Source organism: Roseovarius aestuariivivens (assembly GCF_004761875.1).
Lineage (GTDB): Bacteria > Pseudomonadota > Alphaproteobacteria > Rhodobacterales > Rhodobacteraceae > Roseovarius > Roseovarius aestuariivivens.
The window spans coordinates 233,242-251,039 of sequence record NZ_SJEY01000001.1; the positions used below are offsets into that span (position 1 = coordinate 233,242).

General features: G+C 66.8%; 17 protein-coding genes. 6 read left to right on the top strand and 11 right to left on the bottom strand.

The genetic code is table 11. The annotated features are described in order from the left end of the window. Positions 1 to 64 precede the first annotated feature (64 nt). Positions 65 to 727, top strand: coding sequence for a hypothetical protein (locus EZV60_RS01130; RefSeq protein WP_135501298.1), 663 nt, complete (start codon positions 65 to 67; stop codon positions 725 to 727). A gap of 291 nt (positions 728 to 1,018) precedes the next feature. Here the strand turns inward: EZV60_RS01130 and EZV60_RS01135 are convergent, their stop codons facing one another. From EZV60_RS01135 to EZV60_RS01150, 4 genes are all read right to left on the bottom strand, one after another. Continuing rightward, the gene (locus EZV60_RS01135) at positions 1,019 to 1,678 is read right to left on the bottom strand and encodes a hypothetical protein (RefSeq protein WP_135501300.1); all 660 of its coding nucleotides are present in this window, start codon (positions 1,676 to 1,678) and stop codon (positions 1,019 to 1,021) included. A gap of 10 nt (positions 1,679 to 1,688) precedes the next feature. Continuing rightward, positions 1,689 to 2,552 (bottom strand): inositol monophosphatase family protein, encoded by an 864-nt coding sequence (locus EZV60_RS01140; protein WP_135501302.1) that lies wholly within the window; start codon positions 2,550 to 2,552, stop codon positions 1,689 to 1,691. A 78-nt stretch (positions 2,553 to 2,630) separates the two neighbouring features. Further along, positions 2,631 to 5,150, bottom strand: coding sequence for an ABC transporter permease (locus EZV60_RS01145; protein ID WP_135501304.1), 2,520 nt, complete (start codon positions 5,148 to 5,150; stop codon positions 2,631 to 2,633). Continuing rightward, entirely contained in the window at positions 5,147 to 5,833 is a 687-nt protein-coding gene (locus tag EZV60_RS01150; RefSeq protein WP_135501306.1) for an ABC transporter ATP-binding protein, read from the bottom strand. The genes EZV60_RS01145 and EZV60_RS01150 overlap by 4 nt, the downstream gene beginning before the upstream one ends. On the opposite strand from EZV60_RS01150, the gene EZV60_RS01155 reads away from it, so the two are divergent. Then, positions 5,832 to 6,521, top strand: coding sequence for an arylesterase (locus EZV60_RS01155; RefSeq protein ID WP_135501308.1), 690 nt, complete (start codon positions 5,832 to 5,834; stop codon positions 6,519 to 6,521). The genes EZV60_RS01150 and EZV60_RS01155 overlap by 2 nt on opposite strands. 93 nt (positions 6,522 to 6,614) lie before the next feature. Here EZV60_RS01155 and EZV60_RS01160 read toward each other — a convergent pair whose 3' ends face one another. The 6 genes from EZV60_RS01160 to EZV60_RS01185 all read right to left on the bottom strand — a co-directional run bounded on the left by EZV60_RS01160 (position 6,615) and on the right by EZV60_RS01185 (position 13,331). Continuing rightward, positions 6,615 to 6,821 (bottom strand): cold-shock protein, encoded by a 207-nt coding sequence (locus tag EZV60_RS01160; protein ID WP_135501310.1) that lies wholly within the window; start codon positions 6,819 to 6,821, stop codon positions 6,615 to 6,617. Between the two features lie 171 nt (positions 6,822 to 6,992). Beyond that, positions 6,993 to 7,547 (bottom strand): L,D-transpeptidase, encoded by a 555-nt coding sequence (locus EZV60_RS01165; RefSeq protein ID WP_135501312.1) that lies wholly within the window; start codon positions 7,545 to 7,547, stop codon positions 6,993 to 6,995. A gap of 122 nt (positions 7,548 to 7,669) precedes the next feature. Next, positions 7,670 to 8,836, bottom strand: coding sequence for a geranylgeranyl reductase family protein (locus EZV60_RS01170; RefSeq protein WP_135501314.1), 1,167 nt, complete (start codon positions 8,834 to 8,836; stop codon positions 7,670 to 7,672). Between the two features lie 287 nt (positions 8,837 to 9,123). After that, the gene (locus tag EZV60_RS01175) at positions 9,124 to 9,696 is read right to left on the bottom strand and encodes a hypothetical protein (RefSeq protein ID WP_135501316.1); all 573 of its coding nucleotides are present in this window, start codon (positions 9,694 to 9,696) and stop codon (positions 9,124 to 9,126) included. A gap of 4 nt (positions 9,697 to 9,700) precedes the next feature. Beyond that, a complete protein-coding gene (gene ettA, locus EZV60_RS01180) occupies positions 9,701 to 11,356 on the bottom strand; it encodes an energy-dependent translational throttle protein EttA (RefSeq protein WP_135501318.1) in 1,656 nt (551 codons plus the stop codon). A 112-nt stretch (positions 11,357 to 11,468) separates the two neighbouring features. Then, on the bottom strand, positions 11,469 to 13,331 hold the full coding sequence (locus EZV60_RS01185; RefSeq protein WP_135501320.1) for a putative bifunctional diguanylate cyclase/phosphodiesterase: 1,863 nt from the start codon (positions 13,329 to 13,331) through the stop codon (positions 11,469 to 11,471). A 175-nt stretch (positions 13,332 to 13,506) separates the two neighbouring features. Here EZV60_RS01185 and EZV60_RS01190 point away from each other — a divergent pair, with 175 nt between their 5' ends. From EZV60_RS01190 to EZV60_RS01200, 3 genes are all read left to right on the top strand, one after another. Further along, positions 13,507 to 14,121, top strand: a complete 615-nt coding sequence (locus EZV60_RS01190) for a nicotinate-nucleotide adenylyltransferase (protein WP_135501322.1) — start codon at positions 13,507 to 13,509, stop codon at positions 14,119 to 14,121. A 61-nt stretch (positions 14,122 to 14,182) separates the two neighbouring features. Further along, positions 14,183 to 15,673: a D-alanyl-D-alanine carboxypeptidase/D-alanyl-D-alanine endopeptidase gene (gene dacB, locus EZV60_RS01195; protein WP_135501324.1), complete on the top strand. Its 1,491-nt coding sequence runs from the start codon at positions 14,183 to 14,185 to the stop codon at positions 15,671 to 15,673. A 54-nt stretch (positions 15,674 to 15,727) separates the two neighbouring features. Continuing rightward, on the top strand, positions 15,728 to 16,042 hold the full coding sequence (locus EZV60_RS01200) for a TraR/DksA family transcriptional regulator (RefSeq protein WP_135501326.1): 315 nt from the start codon (positions 15,728 to 15,730) through the stop codon (positions 16,040 to 16,042). Between the two features lie 36 nt (positions 16,043 to 16,078). On the opposite strand, the gene EZV60_RS01205 is transcribed toward EZV60_RS01200, so the two are convergent. Further along, positions 16,079 to 16,513: an Lrp/AsnC family transcriptional regulator gene (locus EZV60_RS01205; RefSeq protein ID WP_135501328.1), complete on the bottom strand. Its 435-nt coding sequence runs from the start codon at positions 16,511 to 16,513 to the stop codon at positions 16,079 to 16,081. Between the two features lie 109 nt (positions 16,514 to 16,622). Here EZV60_RS01205 and EZV60_RS01210 point away from each other — a divergent pair, with 109 nt between their 5' ends. Then, complete coding sequence (locus EZV60_RS01210) at positions 16,623 to 17,750, top strand: type III PLP-dependent enzyme (RefSeq protein WP_135501331.1); 1,128 nt, start codon at positions 16,623 to 16,625, stop codon at positions 17,748 to 17,750. The last annotated feature ends 48 nt before the right edge of the window (positions 17,751 to 17,798 follow it).

A 17,798-nucleotide genomic window follows, 5' to 3' on the forward strand; every position in this document is an offset into this window, starting at 1 on the left:
GTCCCGGGCCGCAGATGTCTTGTAGGGTCAAAGGGTTTTCATCCACCTATTTGAAAGGCAATGCATGTCCAGCCCCTACAATTCTACTCCCACCGTTTCCGTCATCGGCTGCCCCCGGAACGACGCGCTGCGCACGCGGCCCTACGCGCCGCTCGGCGCGGCGGTCTGGACGTCCTCGGGCGATCTTGCGCAGCGCGGCATCACGGCCATCGCGCAGGCCGCGACAGGCACCATGTCGCCCTTCGCCGTTCAGGGCGGCGAACCCACGCGGAAGTCCGTCTCCGACAGCGTCGTCAACGCGCTGGCGCTCGCGTCCCAGAACGGGCGGGCAAGGCTGGCAATCCCGTTTGTGGCCAGCGGGATCTTTCTCACCCGGATCATGCCCGCCTGCACCAAGGCCGAACTGGCCGAGATCATCGTCAAGGCGGCGCAGGATAATGACTGCGGCGTGCAGCCGGTGATCGTCGCCTACGGGGCCGAGGATTTCGGCCTCTTCCAGACCGCGATCTCGTCGCTCGGCGCAACGGGAGTGGAGCTTGTCGAAGGCTCCGTGACGGATCACGCCCTGCATGGCTGCGACGTGATCGTCAACGCCGCCAACATGGAGGTGGAGTTCGGCGGCGGCATGTCCGGCAAGATCGGCAGCGCCACCGGCCAGGAAGCGCAGATCAACGCCGAAGCCCGCAAAGAGCTGCAGGCGTTCTGGGCGGCGAACCCGCCCGGCTGAGCGCGCAACGAAATCGGGGCGGCCCGTCCGGACCGCCCCGTCTTTGGTACTCAAAATGACTGCCTTAAATGGGGCGGGCCACGCGGGACAGGCGCGGCCCCTGCCGACGCACTTGGGGAAAAGGCCGCGTGGCAGTTAAACGTCTGTCGCGGCCATAGCGCGAAAGGTTCAAAACTTTTGTAACGTTTGGGTGAAAGAATTCACCGTGCCGAGGTAAAAGCGGCTTGCCCTTGGCCCGGGGTGCGGCGACAGGCACCCGCGACGCGCCCCATACGCGGTGCGCGGACCGCTCTAGGTCTCGTCGGTCCAGGGCAGCAGGGCTTTTTCAAGATGGTCCTGAAGCTCCTGCTTGATCCGGCGCTGTCGCTTGCCGCGCACGGATTCCGTCGTCATCCGCTCGGCGCGCAGAGCCCAACGTCCGTCGCGATGCGCGATCTGAAACACCCGGCGCGCGAAGACCAGCTTTTGCTCGGCCGAATAATCGGCAATGACCCAGATCTCGAAACTGTCGAACTCCATGCGGTCGGGCGACGCCTCGTTTTCTCCGGCCTTGCCGTAGGTGCGCTCGACAAGGTCCTGAAACCGACCGATATTCAGAAACTCGCCAGATTTCAGCGGCCCGTCATGCGGCGTCACGATGCGTGCCCCGCTTTTGGTCGTCGCCTCTTCCGACAGGCCGCCCGCCGCCGTGATCGCCGTGCTCCAGCGCTGCTTACCGCATTTTAGCACGAGGATGATGCCTTCCACATGGATGGCCTCGGCGCTCATGTTGCTGATCAGGCATTGCGCGTCCATGCCCGTGCCCGCCCCGGGATGGATGATCAGGCTTGCGCGCAGCTGGCGGCGGTAGCTGCTCCAGAAAAGCTGCAGATAGGTCATCCAGATGGGCACCATGGCGACACTCGCCACCACGGTGATCAGATCGCTGTTCTGTCGCAGAAAATCGAGCATATCGTCCTTTTCAATCCGCGAGGAAGGCGAACATAGCGGCCAGCTTGTCCCAGGTTGCCTGATCCGGCGCGGCCAGAAGATAGCCGTCCTCGAGGCCCGCGTTGTAGTCCGAGCCATCCAGCATCCGCACCACGCCGCCCGCGCGCTGAAAGATCAGAACGCCCGCCGCGTGGTCCCACGGGTTCATCGTGCCGGAGATGGTGAAATCCATCGCCCCCTGCGCCAGCATCCGGTACTCGTGGCACGAACAGCGCAGCATCTGCGTGCGCGCGAATTGCGGCAGCAGGGCCGCCGCCTGCGCGCGCTTGTCCTCTGGCAAAAGGTACAGATGCACGAACCCCGACAGATCCTGCGGTGCGCCACCCCTGGCCACGGACAGGCTGCGCGCCGCCCCTTGCTTGCGCGACATCCGCGCAGGCCCGTTTTCCTCGGCGAGGATCCAGTCATCCATGATCGGATCGTAAAGCAGCCCGAAGACCGGCACGCCAAAGCGGGCGACCGACAGGATCACCCCGAATAGCGGCAGCCCATGCGCAAAGTTCCACGTCCCGTCCAACGGGTCGACGATAAAGGCAAGCTCCGCCTCGGCCAGCCTGGCGCGCACGCCGTCTTCCCTTGCGGCCATTTCCTCGCCCACGACCAGCGCGTGGGGAAACATGCGCTGAATGCCGCGCAGGATCATCGCCTCGGCGGCCTCGTCGGCCTCGGTCACAAGGTCGAACCGATGCGCCTTGGTGCCCACGTCGCCCGCACCCAGATTACGAAAGCGCGGCAGGATCTCGGCCCTGGCGGCGCGCCGCACGAGATTTAGGATGGCGGTCGTTTGCGCAAGGCTCAGCGGCGAACTGAGCGGGATGGGCAGGCTGTCGGACATTCGGCGCGGGCTCCCGTCACAGGCGAATCCAAAAGGGGGTCGGGTGCGCCACTCAATAGGCCGTGACGGCGGACGGGATCAACCGCGCTCGTCTCGCGCCCGCAGCGTCCGCGCCGGCCGGGCCGAGATCGGGCCAAGCGAAAAGATCAACCCGGCCAGCAGGCTGATCGCCGCGCCGCCGGCCACCACGATCACGCCCGGGCCCCACGCCACCGCGAACTCCGTGCCCATCACGTAATGACTCACCGCCCAGGCCCCGGCCAGTCCCGCGCCAAGCGCCACCGCGCCCGCCGCGGCCCCCAGAAGCCCCGCGCGCAGGCTTAAGCCCCACAGGATCCGCGCCCGGCTCGCGCCCAGCACCTTCAGGATCGCCGCCTCGTAGCTGCGGCTGCGCTGGTCTGCCGCCGCCGCCCCGATCAGCACCAGGAACCCGGTCAGAAGCGTCGCCGCCGCCCCCCAGGCGATGGCCGAGGCGAGCCCCGCCAGAAGGCCGGACACCTGCTCGACCGCGTCCTTGACGCGGATCGCGGTGATGTTGGGATAGGCGCTGCTCAAATCGCGCAGGATCGCGGTTTCGGCCTCCGGCTCGGCATAGACCGTGGCGATGAAACTGTGCGGTGCCGCGGCAAGCGCGGCCTCGTTCATGATCATGATGAACCCCATGCCTGCGCTGGAAAAATCCACTTCACGGAAAGAGGTGAGCGTCGCCGTCATGTCGCGGCCAAGAATGTTGACGGTGATCTCGTCGCCAAGGCTCAATCCCATCTCGGCGGCCTCTTCGGCGGCGAAACTGACCTGCGGCGCGCCGTCATAGCCCGCGTCCCACCATTCGCCCGCCGTCACCGTGCTCCGCTTCGGCAACTCGGCGGCATAGCTTACCCCGCGATCCCCCTGCAGCACCCAGTGATCGCCCGCGACCTCGCTGGCCTCCCGGCCGTTGATCTGCGTGATCACCCCACGCAGCATCGGCGCGGCGTCAACCCGCGTGACACCGTCATCCTCGTCCAGACGGGCGCGAAATCCCGGCATCTGGTCGCGCTGGATATCGACGAAGAAATAGCTCGGCGCGCGCGTCGGCAGATCGCGTGCGATGGCGTCGCGCAGGTTGCGGTCGATCTGCCCCACGGCGGCCATAACGGTCAAGCCAAGACCCAGCGACAGCACCACGGGTCCCGCCGTGCTGCCCGGGCCGCCGATCGCGGCCAGCGCCCAGCCCAGGGCCACGCGCCCGCGCACCCGGGGCCGCACCAGCCGCGCCAGCGCGCGCAGGCCCCGCCCCGCCACCGACAGCGCCGCCAGCGCCCCGGCGATGCCGGCCGCCGCCCACAGCGTCAGCGTTGTATTACCGGAAAACCACGCCGCCACGGCCACCAGCGCGGCCACCAGCGCCAAGGTGAGCGCCACCAGCCCCGCACCGGGTCTTCCCGCGCCGTCCGCGCCCCGGTAAAGCGCGGCGGGGCGTACCTCGCGCACCCGCGCCAGCGGCCAAAGCGTGAAGATCAGCACCGTCAGCAGGCTATAGACCACCGCCTCGGCCATCGGGGCGGGATAGGGGGCGAAGACCGCCGGCACCGGCAGCCGCGCCTCGATCAGGGGCGCCAGCAGGATCGGCGCGCCCACGCCCAGAACAAGCCCCGCCGCAATCCCCAACAGCGCCAGCACGCCCACCTGAAGGAAATAAACGGTAAAGACCATCCGCTGATCCGCGCCCAGCGTGCGCAATACCGCGATGACCCGCGTCTTGCCCGCCAGATACGCCCGCAGCGCGGCGGAAATGCCCACGCCGCCCACCGCCAGCCCCGACAGGCCCACGAGGATCAGGAACGCGCCCAGCCGGTCGACGAACTCGGCCACGCCCGGCGCGCCGTTGCGCGCGTCCGACCAGCGCATGCCGCTGCCCGCAAGCGCGTCCTCGGCCTCGGCGCGCAGCGCCTCCAGATCGGCCCCTTGCGGCAGGTCGAGCCGGTAATGCGCCGAGAAGAGCGTACCGGGCTCCAGAAGGCCGGACGTGTCCAGCGCGTCCCGGGCCACGATGATGCGCGGCCCAAGCCCGAAGCCCGCCGTGCGCGTGTCGGGCTCTCGCGTCAGCCGCGCCATCAGGCGAAAGTCCTGCGTGCCCAGCCGCACGGTGTCGCCCGGCTCAACCCCCAACCGGGCCACCAGCGTCGGGTGCATCACCATGCCCGGCAGGTCCGCGTCCCCCGCCAGCGCCACGTTCAGAGGCATCGGGGGGTCCAGCCCCACTTCACCAATCAGCGGATAAAGGTCATCGACCGCTTTCACCTGCGCCAGACCACGTTCCGCGCCCGCCACGGCCATCGACCGGAAATCGGCGATTTCCGATACTTGCGTGGCCTCGCGCTCCATCCAGGCGCGTTCGCCGGCATCGGCAAACCGATAGGTCAGCTCGATCTCGGCATCCCCACCCAAAAGGGCCGCCCCTTCCTCGGCCAGCCCTGTCGCGATGCTGGCCCGCACCGTGCCGATGGCGGCGATCGCCGCCACGCCCAGCACGACACACGCGAGGAAAATCCGGAACCCCCGGATACCGCCGCGCAACTCCCGCGCGGCGATCCTTACGGCAACGGCCAGATTCACGCCGCCTCCGCCGCCCGGTCGATCCGCCCGTCGCGCAGACGAACAACGCGCCCGCAGCGATCCGCCAGCGCGGGATCGTGCGTCACCATCACCAACGTCGCACCCTGCCGCTCCGCCAGCCCGAAGAGCAGCTCGATGATCGCCGCCCCGGTCGCGCTATCGAGATTGCCCGTCGGTTCGTCGGCCAGAAGGATGTCGGGACGCGGCGCCACCGCGCGCGCCAGCGCCACGCGCTGCTGCTCGCCCCCAGACAACTGCGACGGGTAATGCCCCGCGCGCTTTGCAAGGCCCACCGTGTCAAGCGCCGCCTCCGCGCGGTCCATCGCGTCGCCCGCGCCCGCCAGTTCCAGCGGTGTCGCCACGTTTTCCAGCGCCGTCATCGTGGGGATCAGGTGGAAGGACTGAAAGACCACGCCGATATGGTCTCGCCTGAGCCGCGCCAGCGCGTCCTCGCCCATCGCCGTCAGGTCCTGCCCCAGCGCCTTGACCGTGCCGCCGGTCGCGCGCTCCAGCCCGCCCATCAGCATCAGCAGTGAGGATTTGCCCGAGCCGCTGGGCCCAACAAGGCCAAGTGTCTCGCCCCTGTGGACATCGAGATCGATTGCCTCAAGTATCCGCACAAGACCGGCGTTGCCATCAAGGGACAACGACGCCTGCCGCAGCGATAACACGGGATCGGACATGAAAATGCGCCTGTTTTGCAAGGGTTTTGGGACATATGGGGTCCGCCGGCTGGTGGGCAAGGCCGCAATCGGGCTTTTCCTGTCGGCCGCTCCGGCGCTGGCCGATCCGGTGCGGATTCTGGCCTTTGGCGACAGCCTCACGCAGGGCTACGGTCTGATCGCGGACGAGGGATTCGTGCCGCAGCTTGACGCGTGGCTCGATGAAAACGGCGCCGAGGCCACCGTGGTCAATGGCGGCGTCTCGGGCGACACCACCGCAGGCGGCGCGGCCCGCGTCGACTGGAGCCTGACACCCGATATCGACGCCATGATCGTCACGCTTGGCGGCAATGACATGCTGCGCGGGCTTGATCCGGCCGAGGCGCGCAAGAACCTGGCCGCAATCCTTGACAGCGCGGCAGCACAGGATCTGCCGGTCCTGCTTGTCGGCATGACCGCGCCGGGCAATTTCGGCCCCGACTACAAGGCGTCGTTCGACGCGATCTATCCCGACCTCGCAGACACCTACAACACACTCTATTTCAGGGATTTCTTCGCCGGTCTGGGCGCGGGCGACCCGGCCTCTCTGCAACCCTATTTCCAGCCCGACGGCATCCATCCCAATGCCGAGGGCGTGGAAAAGATCGTCGCGGCGCTGGGCCCGAAAGTGCTGAAGCTGATCGCGGCGGCCAAAGGGCAGGGCAGCTGACCCGGCACGCGCGCGGCGCGGCGGCGTCCAGGACCCTGCGCAAAAGAAAAGGGCCCCGCAAAGGGCCCTTCCGGTGTCATATCGCGTGAAAGCTTACGCCAGAGCTAGATTCGTCGCCGAGCTGCGGCCGTCACGGCCGGCTTCGATGTCGAAGGTCACTTTCTGGTCGTCCCGCAGGCCGGTCAGACCGGCGCGCTCAACGGCAGAGATGTGCACGAACACGTCCTTGCCGCCCTCATCGGGGGCGATAAATCCAAAACCTTTGGTTGCATTGAACCATTTCACGGTGCCACTGGCCATCCGTCTACTCCTTAGAATTGCGCTGCCCGCGGAAGTGCGGCAGCCCGGCGTGTCAGTGCAAGATCGAATAACTGAGCCGGGTCTCGGAGCAGGGGTCGATAGAGGTAACGTCGCACGCCCCATATGAGGGTGTGCGACGCGAAAATCAAGGGAATTCGCAGATGCGGCGTCTTACAGAACGGTGACGACCGTCCCCACCGGCACACGCTCATAAAGATCGATCACGTGGTCGTTGATCATCCGGATGCACCCGTTCGACACCGACCGGCCGATCGACCGCGGCGCCGTCGTGCCGTGGATCCGGAAATACGTGTCGCGCCCGTTCTGGAAGAGGTACAGCGCGCGCGCGCCAAGCGGGTTGCCGGGCCCGCCGGGCTGGACATAATCGTTGTCCTTGAACCGGCCATAGGTCTGCGGCTCACGCTCGATCATCTCCTGCGTCGGGCGCCAGGTGGGCCATTTCTTCTTGACATCGATGGTCGCGGTGCCGGTGAATTCCAGGCCGGCCTTGCCGACGCCCACGCCGTACCGGCGGGCACGCCCCGGCTCGGTGATGTAATACAGAAAATGCGCCCGCGGCAGGATAAGCAGCTGTCCGGGCGCGTATTTGCGCGAAATCGCCACTTCCTGCGGCATGAATTTCGAATCCAGCTCAAAGGCCCGCGCCGCGGCTGGCAGCATCGCGGCAGCAAGACCCGTGGCCACGAATTGGCGTCGGTCGATCATGATCGGTCTTCCCCTCAAAAAATCGTCAATCCTGTCAAGTGGCAATAATCTGCCACCGTCTCCAAAAAAAATCAAAACCCGGTGAGCCGGGTCGTTTCAACGACTGGCGTGGCGTTTCGGTGTCACCCGGCCCTGCCGCGCGTCACAAGGTGGCGCGTGATCTTGCCGGGCAGCCGCACCAGCACCCGCGACAGGATCGCGGGATAGCTCGTATCCCCCGATAAAAGATGCATATACGCGCGTTTCAAGCCGCGTGACGCCGCGAAACTTCGCGCAAAGAACGGCTGCAGCCGTCGTGAGAACATGAGCGGACGCAGCATGCGGGCCTGCGCGATCGACGTCCGGATGGGCCGTGTCGCCGCGCGGTAATACCCCGCCGCCAGGATGGGACGGCCCTCGCGGATCGCCCGAGCGCCCACCTCTGCGGCCAGCGCGCCCGACTCGATGGCATAGCCGATCCCCTCGCCGGTCAGCGGATCGACGAATCCCGCCGCATCACCGGCCAAAAGCACGTTTTCCCGCCCGGGCCGGGTCTTGGCTTCGCCGAAAGGCAGGAAATGTCCCTTCACCTTCGCCCCCTCGGGCAGGGTCAGCTTCGCGCGATAGGCCGCCAGCGCCGCGCCCATATCCGCGTTGCGCGCCTGGATCCCGCCTAGCCCCACCGTCGTGCTGCGGCTCTTGGGAAAGACCCAGCCATAGCCCCAGTCGGCGGCGGCGAAATCGATGCGCAGGGGCGTGTCCTCGTCCGGCATCTCGCTCGGCGCCTCGATTTCAAGCGCGAAACCGATTTTTTCAGGGTCGAAGGCGCGCCCGAAAAGCGCCTTGGCCACGAAGCTCTGCACCCCGTCCGCGCCGATCAGAACGCCATAGCGCAGCACCTGGCCGCCCTCCAGCGTGACGGTGTTGTGCTCAAGATCGAGGTTTTCGACCCGTCGCCCGGTGAAATCCGTCGCCCCCGCCTTGATCGCGCGGGCGTAAAGCAGCCGGTCGAAATCCCACCGCATGGTAAGGTGAACCGGCGGCACATCGTCGAGCCGCCCCAGATCGTCCGCACCCAGATGAAACGTGAAGTTCTTGCGCGTCTCGAACAGCCCGGGAATGAGATCGAGATCGAAGACCTCTTTCAAATGCGCCGCACACCGCCCCGTCACCAGCCCCCCGCACAGCTTCGCCCGCGGAAACACCGCCTTGTCCACCAAGGCCACGCTGAGGCCCCGTTTCCGCGCCGTCACCGCCGATGCAGCACCAGCGGGGCCGGCCCCGATGATCACGATGTCGAAGGTTTGCATGGTAAAATCCAGCTTTGTCCGGGTGTCTTGTGACCCAGCCCACGCCAACGATCAACAGCGCAAACGGTCGCTATTCACACCCGCGCGGTGTCAAGGCCGAAGGCCGCCGCGCGATCGCCAGACCGCCCGAACGGGCTGGCGATTGGATGCCGTTGGCGCGCCGCTCAAATCTCGTGCGGACACATCAGCATAAAGCGCGTCGTTCATCCGTCGGATCGCCATCCCGCGGTCTGGCCATCGCGCGGCTAAGCAATCCTGAGCTACTCAGTTCTGCCGTGTCGAAAGATTCAAAGTACCAGTGGTCTTTGATCTGTTTTATCATGGGCGAGCAGAGTTTCATCTGTCGAATATTTGATAATTTTTTTCCGAAGTTTTTCTTTACATCCGGATCTTGATAACGCCGATAAACTGCCAAAGATCTCGGTTTTGTCGACTTCTGGTTCTTGAGCCTCCGGATACATCTCGAAATACCAAACTTGAAAAACCTGAACGGCAATTGGCAAAGGTAATCTTGCGCTCGCATAATCGTACCATACAATAAACAGCATATGGTCATTTGCGATATCAGAGAAATCAGCCAGCTCTTTTTCGGGCAGGCGCAAAGAACCGTCGAGATGACGCGCATGTTTAATCGCATTCCAATCGCGATTTCTCAATTGTCGGATATAGCGTATAGATTTCTCTGGAAATGTTTTGAGAATTTGATCGTTGAACGTCTCCCCTGACGTTTGTCTGGCCAGTTCAGCCGCATGTTCTCCCGCTGTACTTGCAAGACAATACACAGAAAACGGATCTTTGTCGTTGATGAAAAGATCCGTTGCAACGCCGAGAAGGCGACGCACTAGTTCTTGTCGTTCCATCAATCTAGCGCGCAAACTTCTTGTGCTTGATCCGCTTTGGCTCCAGCGCGTCGGGGCCCAGCCGGCGCTTCTTGTCTTCCTCATAGTCCTCGAAGTTGCCCTCGAACCATTCCACATGCGCCTCGCCCTCGAAGGCCAGGATATGCGTGCAGATCCGGTCGAGGAAGAACCGGTCGTGGCTGATCACCACCGCACAGCCCGCGAAATCCACCAGCGCGTCTTCCAGCGCGCGCAGCGTCTCCACGTCCAGATCGTTCGTCGGCTCGTCGAGCAGGAGCACATTGCCGCCCTCTTTCAGAAGCCGCGCCATATGCACCCGGTTCCGCTCACCGCCAGAGAGCAGCGACACCTTCTTCTGCTGGTCGCCGCCCTTGAAGTTGAAGGCCGAGCAATAGGCGCGGGAATTCATCTGCGCGTCGCCCAGCTGAATGACCTCGGCCCCGCCGGTGATCGCCTCCCACACCGTCTCGCCGTCCTTCAGATCATCGCGTGACTGATCCACATAAGAAAGCTGCACCGTGTCGCCGTACTCCACCGTGCCCGCGTCGGGCTTCTCTTGCCCCGTGAGCACCTTGAAGAGCGTCGATTTACCGGCCCCGTTCGGCCCGATCACGCCCACGATGCCCCCCGGAGGCAGAGAAAAACTCAGATCCTCGATCAAAAGTTTGTCGCCCATCGCCTTTTTCAGGCCCTCGACCTCGATCACCTTGTTGCCAAGGCGCGGGCCGTTCGGGATGACGATCTGCGCGCGCGCGATCTTCTCGCGCTCCGACTGGTTGGCCAGCTCGTTATAACGCTCGATCCGGGCCTTCTGCTTGGACTGGCGCGCCTTGGCGCCCTGCCGCATCCACTCCAGTTCCCGCTCCAGCGTCTTCTGCCGGCTCTTGTCTTCGCGCGCTTCCTGCGACAGCCGCTTGGCCTTCTGCTCGAGCCAGCTGGAATAATTGCCCTCGTAAGGCACCCCGCGCCCGCGATCGAGCTCAAGGATCCAGCCGGTGATATCGTCGAGGAAATACCGGTCGTGCGTGACGATCAGGATTGTGCCCTTGTAGTCGATGAGATGCTGCTGCAGCCACGCGATCGTCTCGGCATCCAGATGGTTCGTCGGCTCGTCCAGAAGCAGCATGTCCGGCGCTTCCAGAAGCAGCTTACACAGCGCCACCCGGCGCTTTTCCCCGCCCGAAAGAGAGGTGACATCCGCGTCGTCCGGCGGACAGCGCAGCGCCTCCATGCTCACGTCGATCTGTGCGTCGAGATCCCAGAGGTTCTGGCTGTCGATCTCGTCCTGCAGCTGCGCCATCTCGTCGGCGGTCTCGTCGGAATAATTCATGGCCAGCTCGTTGAACCGGTCGAGCTTGGCCTTCTTCTCGGCCACGCCCAGCATCACGTTCTCGCGCACCGTCAAAGACGCGTCGAGCTCGGGTTCCTGCGGCAGGTAGCCCACCTTGGCGCCTTCCGCGGCCCAGGCCTCGCCCGAGAAATCCGTGTCGAGCCCCGCCATGATCTTCATCAGCGTGGATTTACCTGCGCCGTTCACGCCCACGACGCCGATCTTCACGCCGGGAAGAAAGCTCAGGTGGATATTCTCGAAGCACTTCTTGCCGCCGGGATAGGTCTTGGAGACCCCCTGCATGTGATAGACGTACTGGTAGGATGCCATGATGCCTTTTCCTCGCCAAAGGGAACTGCCCTTCTCATTCATCCTGTCCCATACTAGGCGTGAGGCGCGAATTCAAACGGGGAAATGCCCGCTGCGCACGGCGCCCGCCGGCTCAGCCGTGCCAGTCCTGCCGCGCCGCGCCAGGCGCGCGTGCCAAAAGCCGCTCGGGCGCGGCGCCGTGGGTTTTCAGCCAGTCGATCATGGCCGCCACCGGCATCGGTCGGGCCAGCCCGAATCCCTGGATCATCGGGCATTTCGCGGCCCGCAGCACCTCGACCTGCACGGGCCGTTCCACCCCTTCGGCGACCACATTGGTGCCCAGCCGCCGGCACAGCGCGATCACCGCGCGCACGATGTCGCGGGCGCGGGCGTCCTCGGGCAGGCGCGCCACCAGCGACCTGTCGAGCTTGATCGCGTCGATCTCGATCGCCGACATATGCGCAAGCCCGGCATAGCCGGTGCCGAAATCGTCAAGCGCCACTTTCGCCCCCAGCCGTTTGAGCCGCTCCACCGCCTGGCTTACCGCACAATCGGCGCGCTCCATGATCGCCGTCTCGGTGATCTCCACGCACAGCGCCGCCGCCGAAAGGCCGCGCGACTGCACGGCCCAGTCCAGCAGGCCGGGATAATTGGCATCCGCAAGGATCTCGGCCGAGACGTTGATCGCAAGCCCGAGCTCGGGAAATCCCGCCTCGCGAAGCCGCACCAGCGCGTCGAGCGACAGGTTGAGCGCCTGGTAATCCAGCTCGGCCAGCACGCCCGCGCGCCGCGCCACGGCTAGGAATTCGCCCGGGCTCAGCTGGCCCAGCTTCGGATGGTTCCAGCGCAGCAAGGCCTCGCAGCCGGTGATGCGCCCGCGCTGCAGGTGCATCTGCGGTTGCAGGTGGATCTCGAACGCCTCCTCGGCCAACGCGGTGCGGATGTCGCGCGCAAGCTGGTTGCGATCGGTCTGGGCGCGGCCCAGTTCCGGCGCATAGCTCACGATCTGACCTCGGCCGCGTTCCTTCGCGGCGTAAAGCGCCTGGTCGGCCTGCGTGATCAGCGTCTCACCCCGGCTGACCCCCGTTTCGGCAAGGCTCGCCCCGATGGAACAGCCGATGCGGATGCTCTGATCGCGCCAGCGCAACGGCTGATTGACCGCGCGCAGGATCCGCTCGGCCCGGCTCAGAAGGGCGGCCTGCGTGCCGACGCGCTGGCACACCAGCAGAAATTCGTCGCCACCGGTGCGGCAGGCAAGGTCCCGCGTGCCGCTCGCCGCGCGCAGCGCGCGCGCCACATGCACCAGCGTCGCGTCGCCGGCACCGTGGCCCAGCGTGTCGTTGATTTCCTTGAACTTATCGAGATCAAGCTGCAGCACGCCCAGTTCCCGGCGCGCCAGCGCATGCTTCGCCAGATCGGATTGCAGATAGGCCGTCAGCCGCTTGCGGTTGGCCAGCCCCGTCAGGTCGTCGTGATGCGCGGCATGCTGCAGCTCGACCTTGGTGGCGCGCAGCTTGCGCTCGGTCTCGATCTGCTCGGTCACGTCGCGGCAGCTGATCGCGACCATTTCCTCGGGCATCGTCGCCACGTCCGGCCCCTCTGCGGCACAGCTGGCGCAGGGCGCGGGCCGCTCGATCAGGGTAAAGCTCTGCTGGTTCCAGAACAGGCTGCCGTCGCGCCGTTTCTGGCGCGCAATCACATAGCGCTCGAAGATCGTGCTGTCCGTGTCGTAGCGAAAATTATCAAGCTGTTCCGGCGTTCCGGCCTCTTCGTCGGGCTGCACCCGTGTCACGCCGCGCTGGCCGGCCACCTCGTTCAGCTGCCAGCCGAACATCGCTTCGGCGGCCGGGTTCATCCAGCGCACCCGCCCGTCGAGATCCTGCACGACAAGCGCGTCGCGCCCGCGCAGCAAAAGCTGCAGGCAAAACGCGCCCGTTCCCCTGCCGCAGGGCGGCGCGGAAGGTCTCTGGCCGGTGATGTCTGATCCGTCGGGCACGAGGCGGGATCCTGTCGGTTGCAAACTCGCCCGACCCTGACGCGCGCGTGTTAACAAGCCGTCGCTGCCCGGCCCGCGAAATGGCTAAAATTGCAGGCACCACTCGGGCGCGGATCGGCCCCGCGCAGGCCGGAAAGGGCTGGACATCCGCCCGCCCGACCGCGAAAGGAAAACCATGCGCTATGCATTGCCCCTTTCGCGTCCCGGCCAGGTGATCGGCCTGCTCGGCGGCTCCTTTGACCCGCCGCATGCGGGCCATACGCATATCTCGCGCGAGGCGCTGCGCCGCTTCGGGCTCGACGCCGTGTGGTGGCTGGTCAGCCCCGGAAATCCGCTCAAGGCCCACGGACCGGCCCCTCTGGCGCGGCGCCTGGCGGCCTGCCGTGCGCTGATCGACCATCCGCGCATCCATGTCAGCGATCTGGAGGCGCAGGCCGGCACGCGCTACACCGCGCAGACGCTTGCGCGGCTGCAGACGGCTTGTCCGGACCGGCGCTTCGTCTGGCTCATGGGGGCCGACAACCTTGCGCAACTCGACCGCTGGCAGGACTGGCGCGAGATCGTGGCGCGCGTGCCCATGGGGGTGCTGGCCCGGCCCGGCCAGCGCATCTCGGCACGCATGTCGAAGGCCGCGCGCATCTTTCGCGCCGCCCGGATCCCGGCACGCCACAGCCACCTTCTCGGCCGGGCCGACCCGCCGACCTGGTGCTTCGTCAACGTGCCGATGCTGGCGCAATCCTCCTCGGCGATCCGCGCGCGCGGCGACTGGGGCGGGATGCCGTCGGGCTAAGTCACCCTGGACGGGTAATTGCTGATTGTCTGTGCCGCCCGGCTTGGGTTAACTGGCCTCCATGACACAGGGGTATTCTCGGCGGTTCTTTCTCGGCACGGCGCTTGCGGCGCTGGCCTCGGGCGCGCACGCGGGGGCGCCCGCGGTTTCGCTGCGTCCGCAACTGCGCCCCAATGGGCTCGGCACGCGCCGCGCGCCCGCGCTCGACGCGCTTTTGCAAGGGGCGCAGCTTGGCGGGCAGGTCGGGGTCGCGGTGGTCGACACCGCGAGCGGCGAGATGCTGGAATCGCACGGCGCCGACACCGGTCTGCCGCCCGCGAGCGTGACCAAGGCGGTCACGGCGCTCTACGCGCTCGACGCGCTGGGCGGCGCGCACCGGTTCGAAACCCGCCTCGTGGCGACCGGACAGGTCCGCGACGGCGTGCTTCACGGCGATCTGGTGCTGACCGGCGGCGGCGATCCGGTGCTCGACACCAACGCGCTCGCCGACATGGCGGCGCAGCTGGCCGCGTCGGGCCTGCGCGAGGTCCGGGGCCGGTTTTTCACCCATGGCGGCGCGGTGCCCTTCACGCGCGTGCTCGATCCCGGTCAGCCCGATCACGTGGGCTACAACCCGACGCTCTCGGGCCTCACCCTCAATTTCAACCGGGTGCATTTCGAATGGCGCCGGCAGGGACAGGGCTACAGCGTCGCGCTCGATGCCCGCTCGGACCGGCACCGCCCGCCGGTCTCGGTGGCGCGCATGGCCGTCGCCGACCGCCGCGCGCCGGTCTACACCTACCGCGACGAGGGCGATCACGACGCCTGGACCGTGGCGCGCGGCGCGCTGGGGCAGGGCGGCACGCGCTGGCTGCCCGTGCGCCGCCCCGAGGCCTACGCGGCCGAGGTTTTCGCGCATTTCGCCCGCGCCGAGGGGATTGACCTGAGCTATGACGGCGCGCTCGCCGCGCCGCCGGGCGGCAGGATCCTCGTGCGTCACCGCAGCCCCGAGCTGACGGCGATCCTGCGCGGCATGCTGAAATACTCCACCAATCTCACGGCAGAGCTGGTGGGCCTGGCCGCCACCAAAAAGCTCGTGGGCCCGCCCAAGGACCTCGCGGCGTCCGCTGCCGCCATGACCGACTGGGCGCGCGACAGCCTGGGCATGCAGGGCGCGCTTTTCGTCGACCACTCCGGCCTGGGCGAGGCGTCGCGGATGACCGCCGGCGGCATGGCCCGCGCGCTGGCGCAGGTGCATGGCGACGGGCAACTCGCGCCGCTGCTCAAGCCGATCCCGATGCGCGACGCCAAGGGCCGCACCCAACGCGATCACCCGGTGCGCGTCATGGCCAAGACCGGCACGCTCTATTTCGTCAGCTCGCTGGCCGGCTACGCCACCGCCGCCGACGGCACCGAGCTGGCCTTCGCCATTCTGACCGCCAATCTCGACCGGCGCGACGCCGTCGACAGCCGGACCGAGGAACGCCCGCCCGGCGCCGCAAGCTTCAACGCCCGCGCCAAGCGCCTGCAACAGCAATTGATCGAGCGGTGGGGCATCGTGCATGGCGGGTGATCCGCGGCGCGCCGCATCCCCGCCCTATCTGTCGTCAGTCAAGGAGGACCCAGCATGGACGTGACGAAATACGAGACCGCGCTGAAAGAGCGCCGCGCCGCGCTGACCGCGCATCTCGAAACGGTCGAACAGGAACTCGACGAAACACCGTCCAAGGACTGGGAAGACCGCTCGTCCGAGCGGCAGGGCGACGAGGTCCTGGAATCTCTCGGTCAGGCCGAACTGGCTGAGCTGCGCCGGATCGACGCGGCGCTGGGCCGGATCGAGGCGGGCACCTATGGGATCTGCCAGAAATGCGGCGAGGACATCTCGACCGCGCGGCTCGATATGCTGCCCGAAACGCCCTTCTGTAAGACCTGCGCGGTCTGAGGCGCGGCAGCGCCATTCGCCCCGGCCCCGGCCGCCTCAGCGTCCTCGGTCAAGCTTCGTGGCCAGGTGGATCAGGCTTTCCGAGCTGCGCACGCCCTTGGCCTCGCCAATCCGATCAAGCGTGTCGTCAAGCTCTTCGGTGGTCTCGGCCTCAAGCGTCACGATCAGATCGAACCGACCCGAGGTTGTGTGCACGCGTCGCACGTTGGGAAGCGATTTTAACCGGGCCAGCACCGCGGGCTGGCTGCGCGCCTCGAGGCTCAGAAGGGCCGTGGCGCGCAGAGGCGCGCGGCGCGCCGTCGACAGCCGCAGCGTATAACCTGCGATCACGCCGCCTGTCTCCAGCCGGTCCAGTCGCGCCTGCACCGTCGTCCGCGCCAGCCCCAGACGCCGCGCGAGCGTGGCCACCGGAAGGCGGGCATTGTCCTGTAAAAGCGCGATCAGCGCGGCATCAAGTTCGTCTGTTTGCATTATTCCCTCGGCGATTCGCCCGAATTTTACGGCATATTGCTGGATGTGACGCCTGAAATCGTCCGGTTTTCGGGGCACACTGAAAGAAAACAAGTCACGAGGTCCGGGCATGACCACACATCTTTCCTGGGGCACCCCCGTCGATCACCTGCGCCGCACGCGGCCCGACCGGGCGGTGCTCTACCTGTCGCCGGCAGTGCTGCACGACACCGCGCGGCGCTTCACGGACGGCTTTCCGGGGCTTGTGACCTACGCGGTCAAGGCCAACCCGCACGAGGCCGTTTTGGCCAATCTTCTGGCCGCCGGGATCACCGCCTTTGACGTGGCGAGTCCGGCGGAAATGCAGGCCGTGCGCCGGCTCGCGCCCGGGGCCGTGCTGCATTACAACAATCCGGTGCGCTCGCCCGACGAGGTGGCTCTGGCCGCGCAGATCGGCGTGGCCAGCGCCTCGGTCGACGACACAGCCGAGCTCGACAAGCTGGCCCCGCTGCCGAAAACCACCGAAATCGCGGTGCGACTGGCCCTGCCGGTGCCCGGCGCGGCCTATGATTTTGGCGCAAAATTCGGCGCGGCACCCGATCAGGCGGTGACCCTTCTGCAAGAGGTCGCGCGGCGCGGTCATCCCCCGGCGATCTGCTTTCACCCCGGCACGCAATGCGCCGACCCCGAGGCGTGGGCAAGCTATATTCGCGCCGCCGCCGACGTGGCGGCGCGCGCCGGTCTGCGCCTCGCGCGTCTCAACGTAGGCGGCGGGTTCGCCGCGCACCGCGCCGCCGCTGCGCCGGATCTCGACGCGATATTCGCGCGCATCGAGGCCGCGACGCGCGCCGCCTTCGGGCCTGCCACGCCTGCGCTCTATTGCGAGCCGGGCCGCGCCATGGTCGCCGAGGCCATGACGCTGGCCACCCGCATCAAGGCGGTGCGCTCTGGCGCGGTCTTTCTCAATGACGGGATCTACGGCGCTCTGGCCGAGGCCCGCGATATCGGCGCGCCGGCACGGCTTCGGGCGCTGTCGCCCTGTGGCACGCCACGCCGGGGCCGGCCAAAACCGTGCGTCGTCTTCGGTCCGACCTGCGACAGCCTCGACCGCCTGCCGGGCGAGGTGCCGCTGCCCGAAGACCTCGCGCCCGGTGATTATGTCCTTTTCGACGGCATGGGGGCGTATGCGGCCTGCCTTGCCACCGCGTTCAACGGCTACGGCCCGACCGGTCCTGTCACCGTGGGGCGCGTCGCCTGACCCGCGCTGGACAGCCGCGCGCGCCATGCTACCGTCCGCCTGTCTGTC

Excerpts from the sequence above, each read along its gene's own strand:
- EZV60_RS01155 (WP_135501308.1), top strand. The coding sequence starts at position 5,832 with ATGAAAATGCGCCTGTTTTGCAAGGGTTTTGGGACATATGGGGTCCGC.
- EZV60_RS01165 (WP_135501312.1), bottom strand. The coding sequence starts at position 7,547 with ATGATCGACCGACGCCAATTCGTGGCCACGGGTCTTGCTGCCGCGATG.
- EZV60_RS01210 (WP_135501331.1), top strand. The coding sequence starts at position 16,623 with ATGACCACACATCTTTCCTGGGGCACCCCCGTCGATCACCTGCGCCGC.
- EZV60_RS01160 (WP_135501310.1), bottom strand. The coding sequence starts at position 6,821 with ATGGCCAGTGGCACCGTGAAATGGTTCAATGCAACCAAAGGTTTTGGA.
- dacB (WP_135501324.1), top strand. The coding sequence starts at position 14,183 with ATGACACAGGGGTATTCTCGGCGGTTCTTTCTCGGCACGGCGCTTGCG.
- EZV60_RS01190 (WP_135501322.1), top strand. The coding sequence starts at position 13,507 with ATGCGCTATGCATTGCCCCTTTCGCGTCCCGGCCAGGTGATCGGCCTG.
- EZV60_RS01170 (WP_135501314.1), bottom strand. The coding sequence starts at position 8,836 with ATGCAAACCTTCGACATCGTGATCATCGGGGCCGGCCCCGCTGGTGCT.
- ettA (WP_135501318.1), bottom strand. The coding sequence starts at position 11,356 with ATGGCATCCTACCAGTACGTCTATCACATGCAGGGGGTCTCCAAGACC.
- EZV60_RS01200 (WP_135501326.1), top strand. The coding sequence starts at position 15,728 with ATGGACGTGACGAAATACGAGACCGCGCTGAAAGAGCGCCGCGCCGCG.
- EZV60_RS01135 (WP_135501300.1), bottom strand. The coding sequence starts at position 1,678 with ATGCTCGATTTTCTGCGACAGAACAGCGATCTGATCACCGTGGTGGCG.
- EZV60_RS01130 (WP_135501298.1), top strand. The coding sequence starts at position 65 with ATGTCCAGCCCCTACAATTCTACTCCCACCGTTTCCGTCATCGGCTGC.
- EZV60_RS01175 (WP_135501316.1), bottom strand. The coding sequence starts at position 9,696 with ATGGAACGACAAGAACTAGTGCGTCGCCTTCTCGGCGTTGCAACGGAT.
- EZV60_RS01140 (WP_135501302.1), bottom strand. The coding sequence starts at position 2,552 with ATGTCCGACAGCCTGCCCATCCCGCTCAGTTCGCCGCTGAGCCTTGCG.
- EZV60_RS01205 (WP_135501328.1), bottom strand. The coding sequence starts at position 16,513 with ATGCAAACAGACGAACTTGATGCCGCGCTGATCGCGCTTTTACAGGAC.
- EZV60_RS01150 (WP_135501306.1), bottom strand. The coding sequence starts at position 5,833 with ATGTCCGATCCCGTGTTATCGCTGCGGCAGGCGTCGTTGTCCCTTGAT.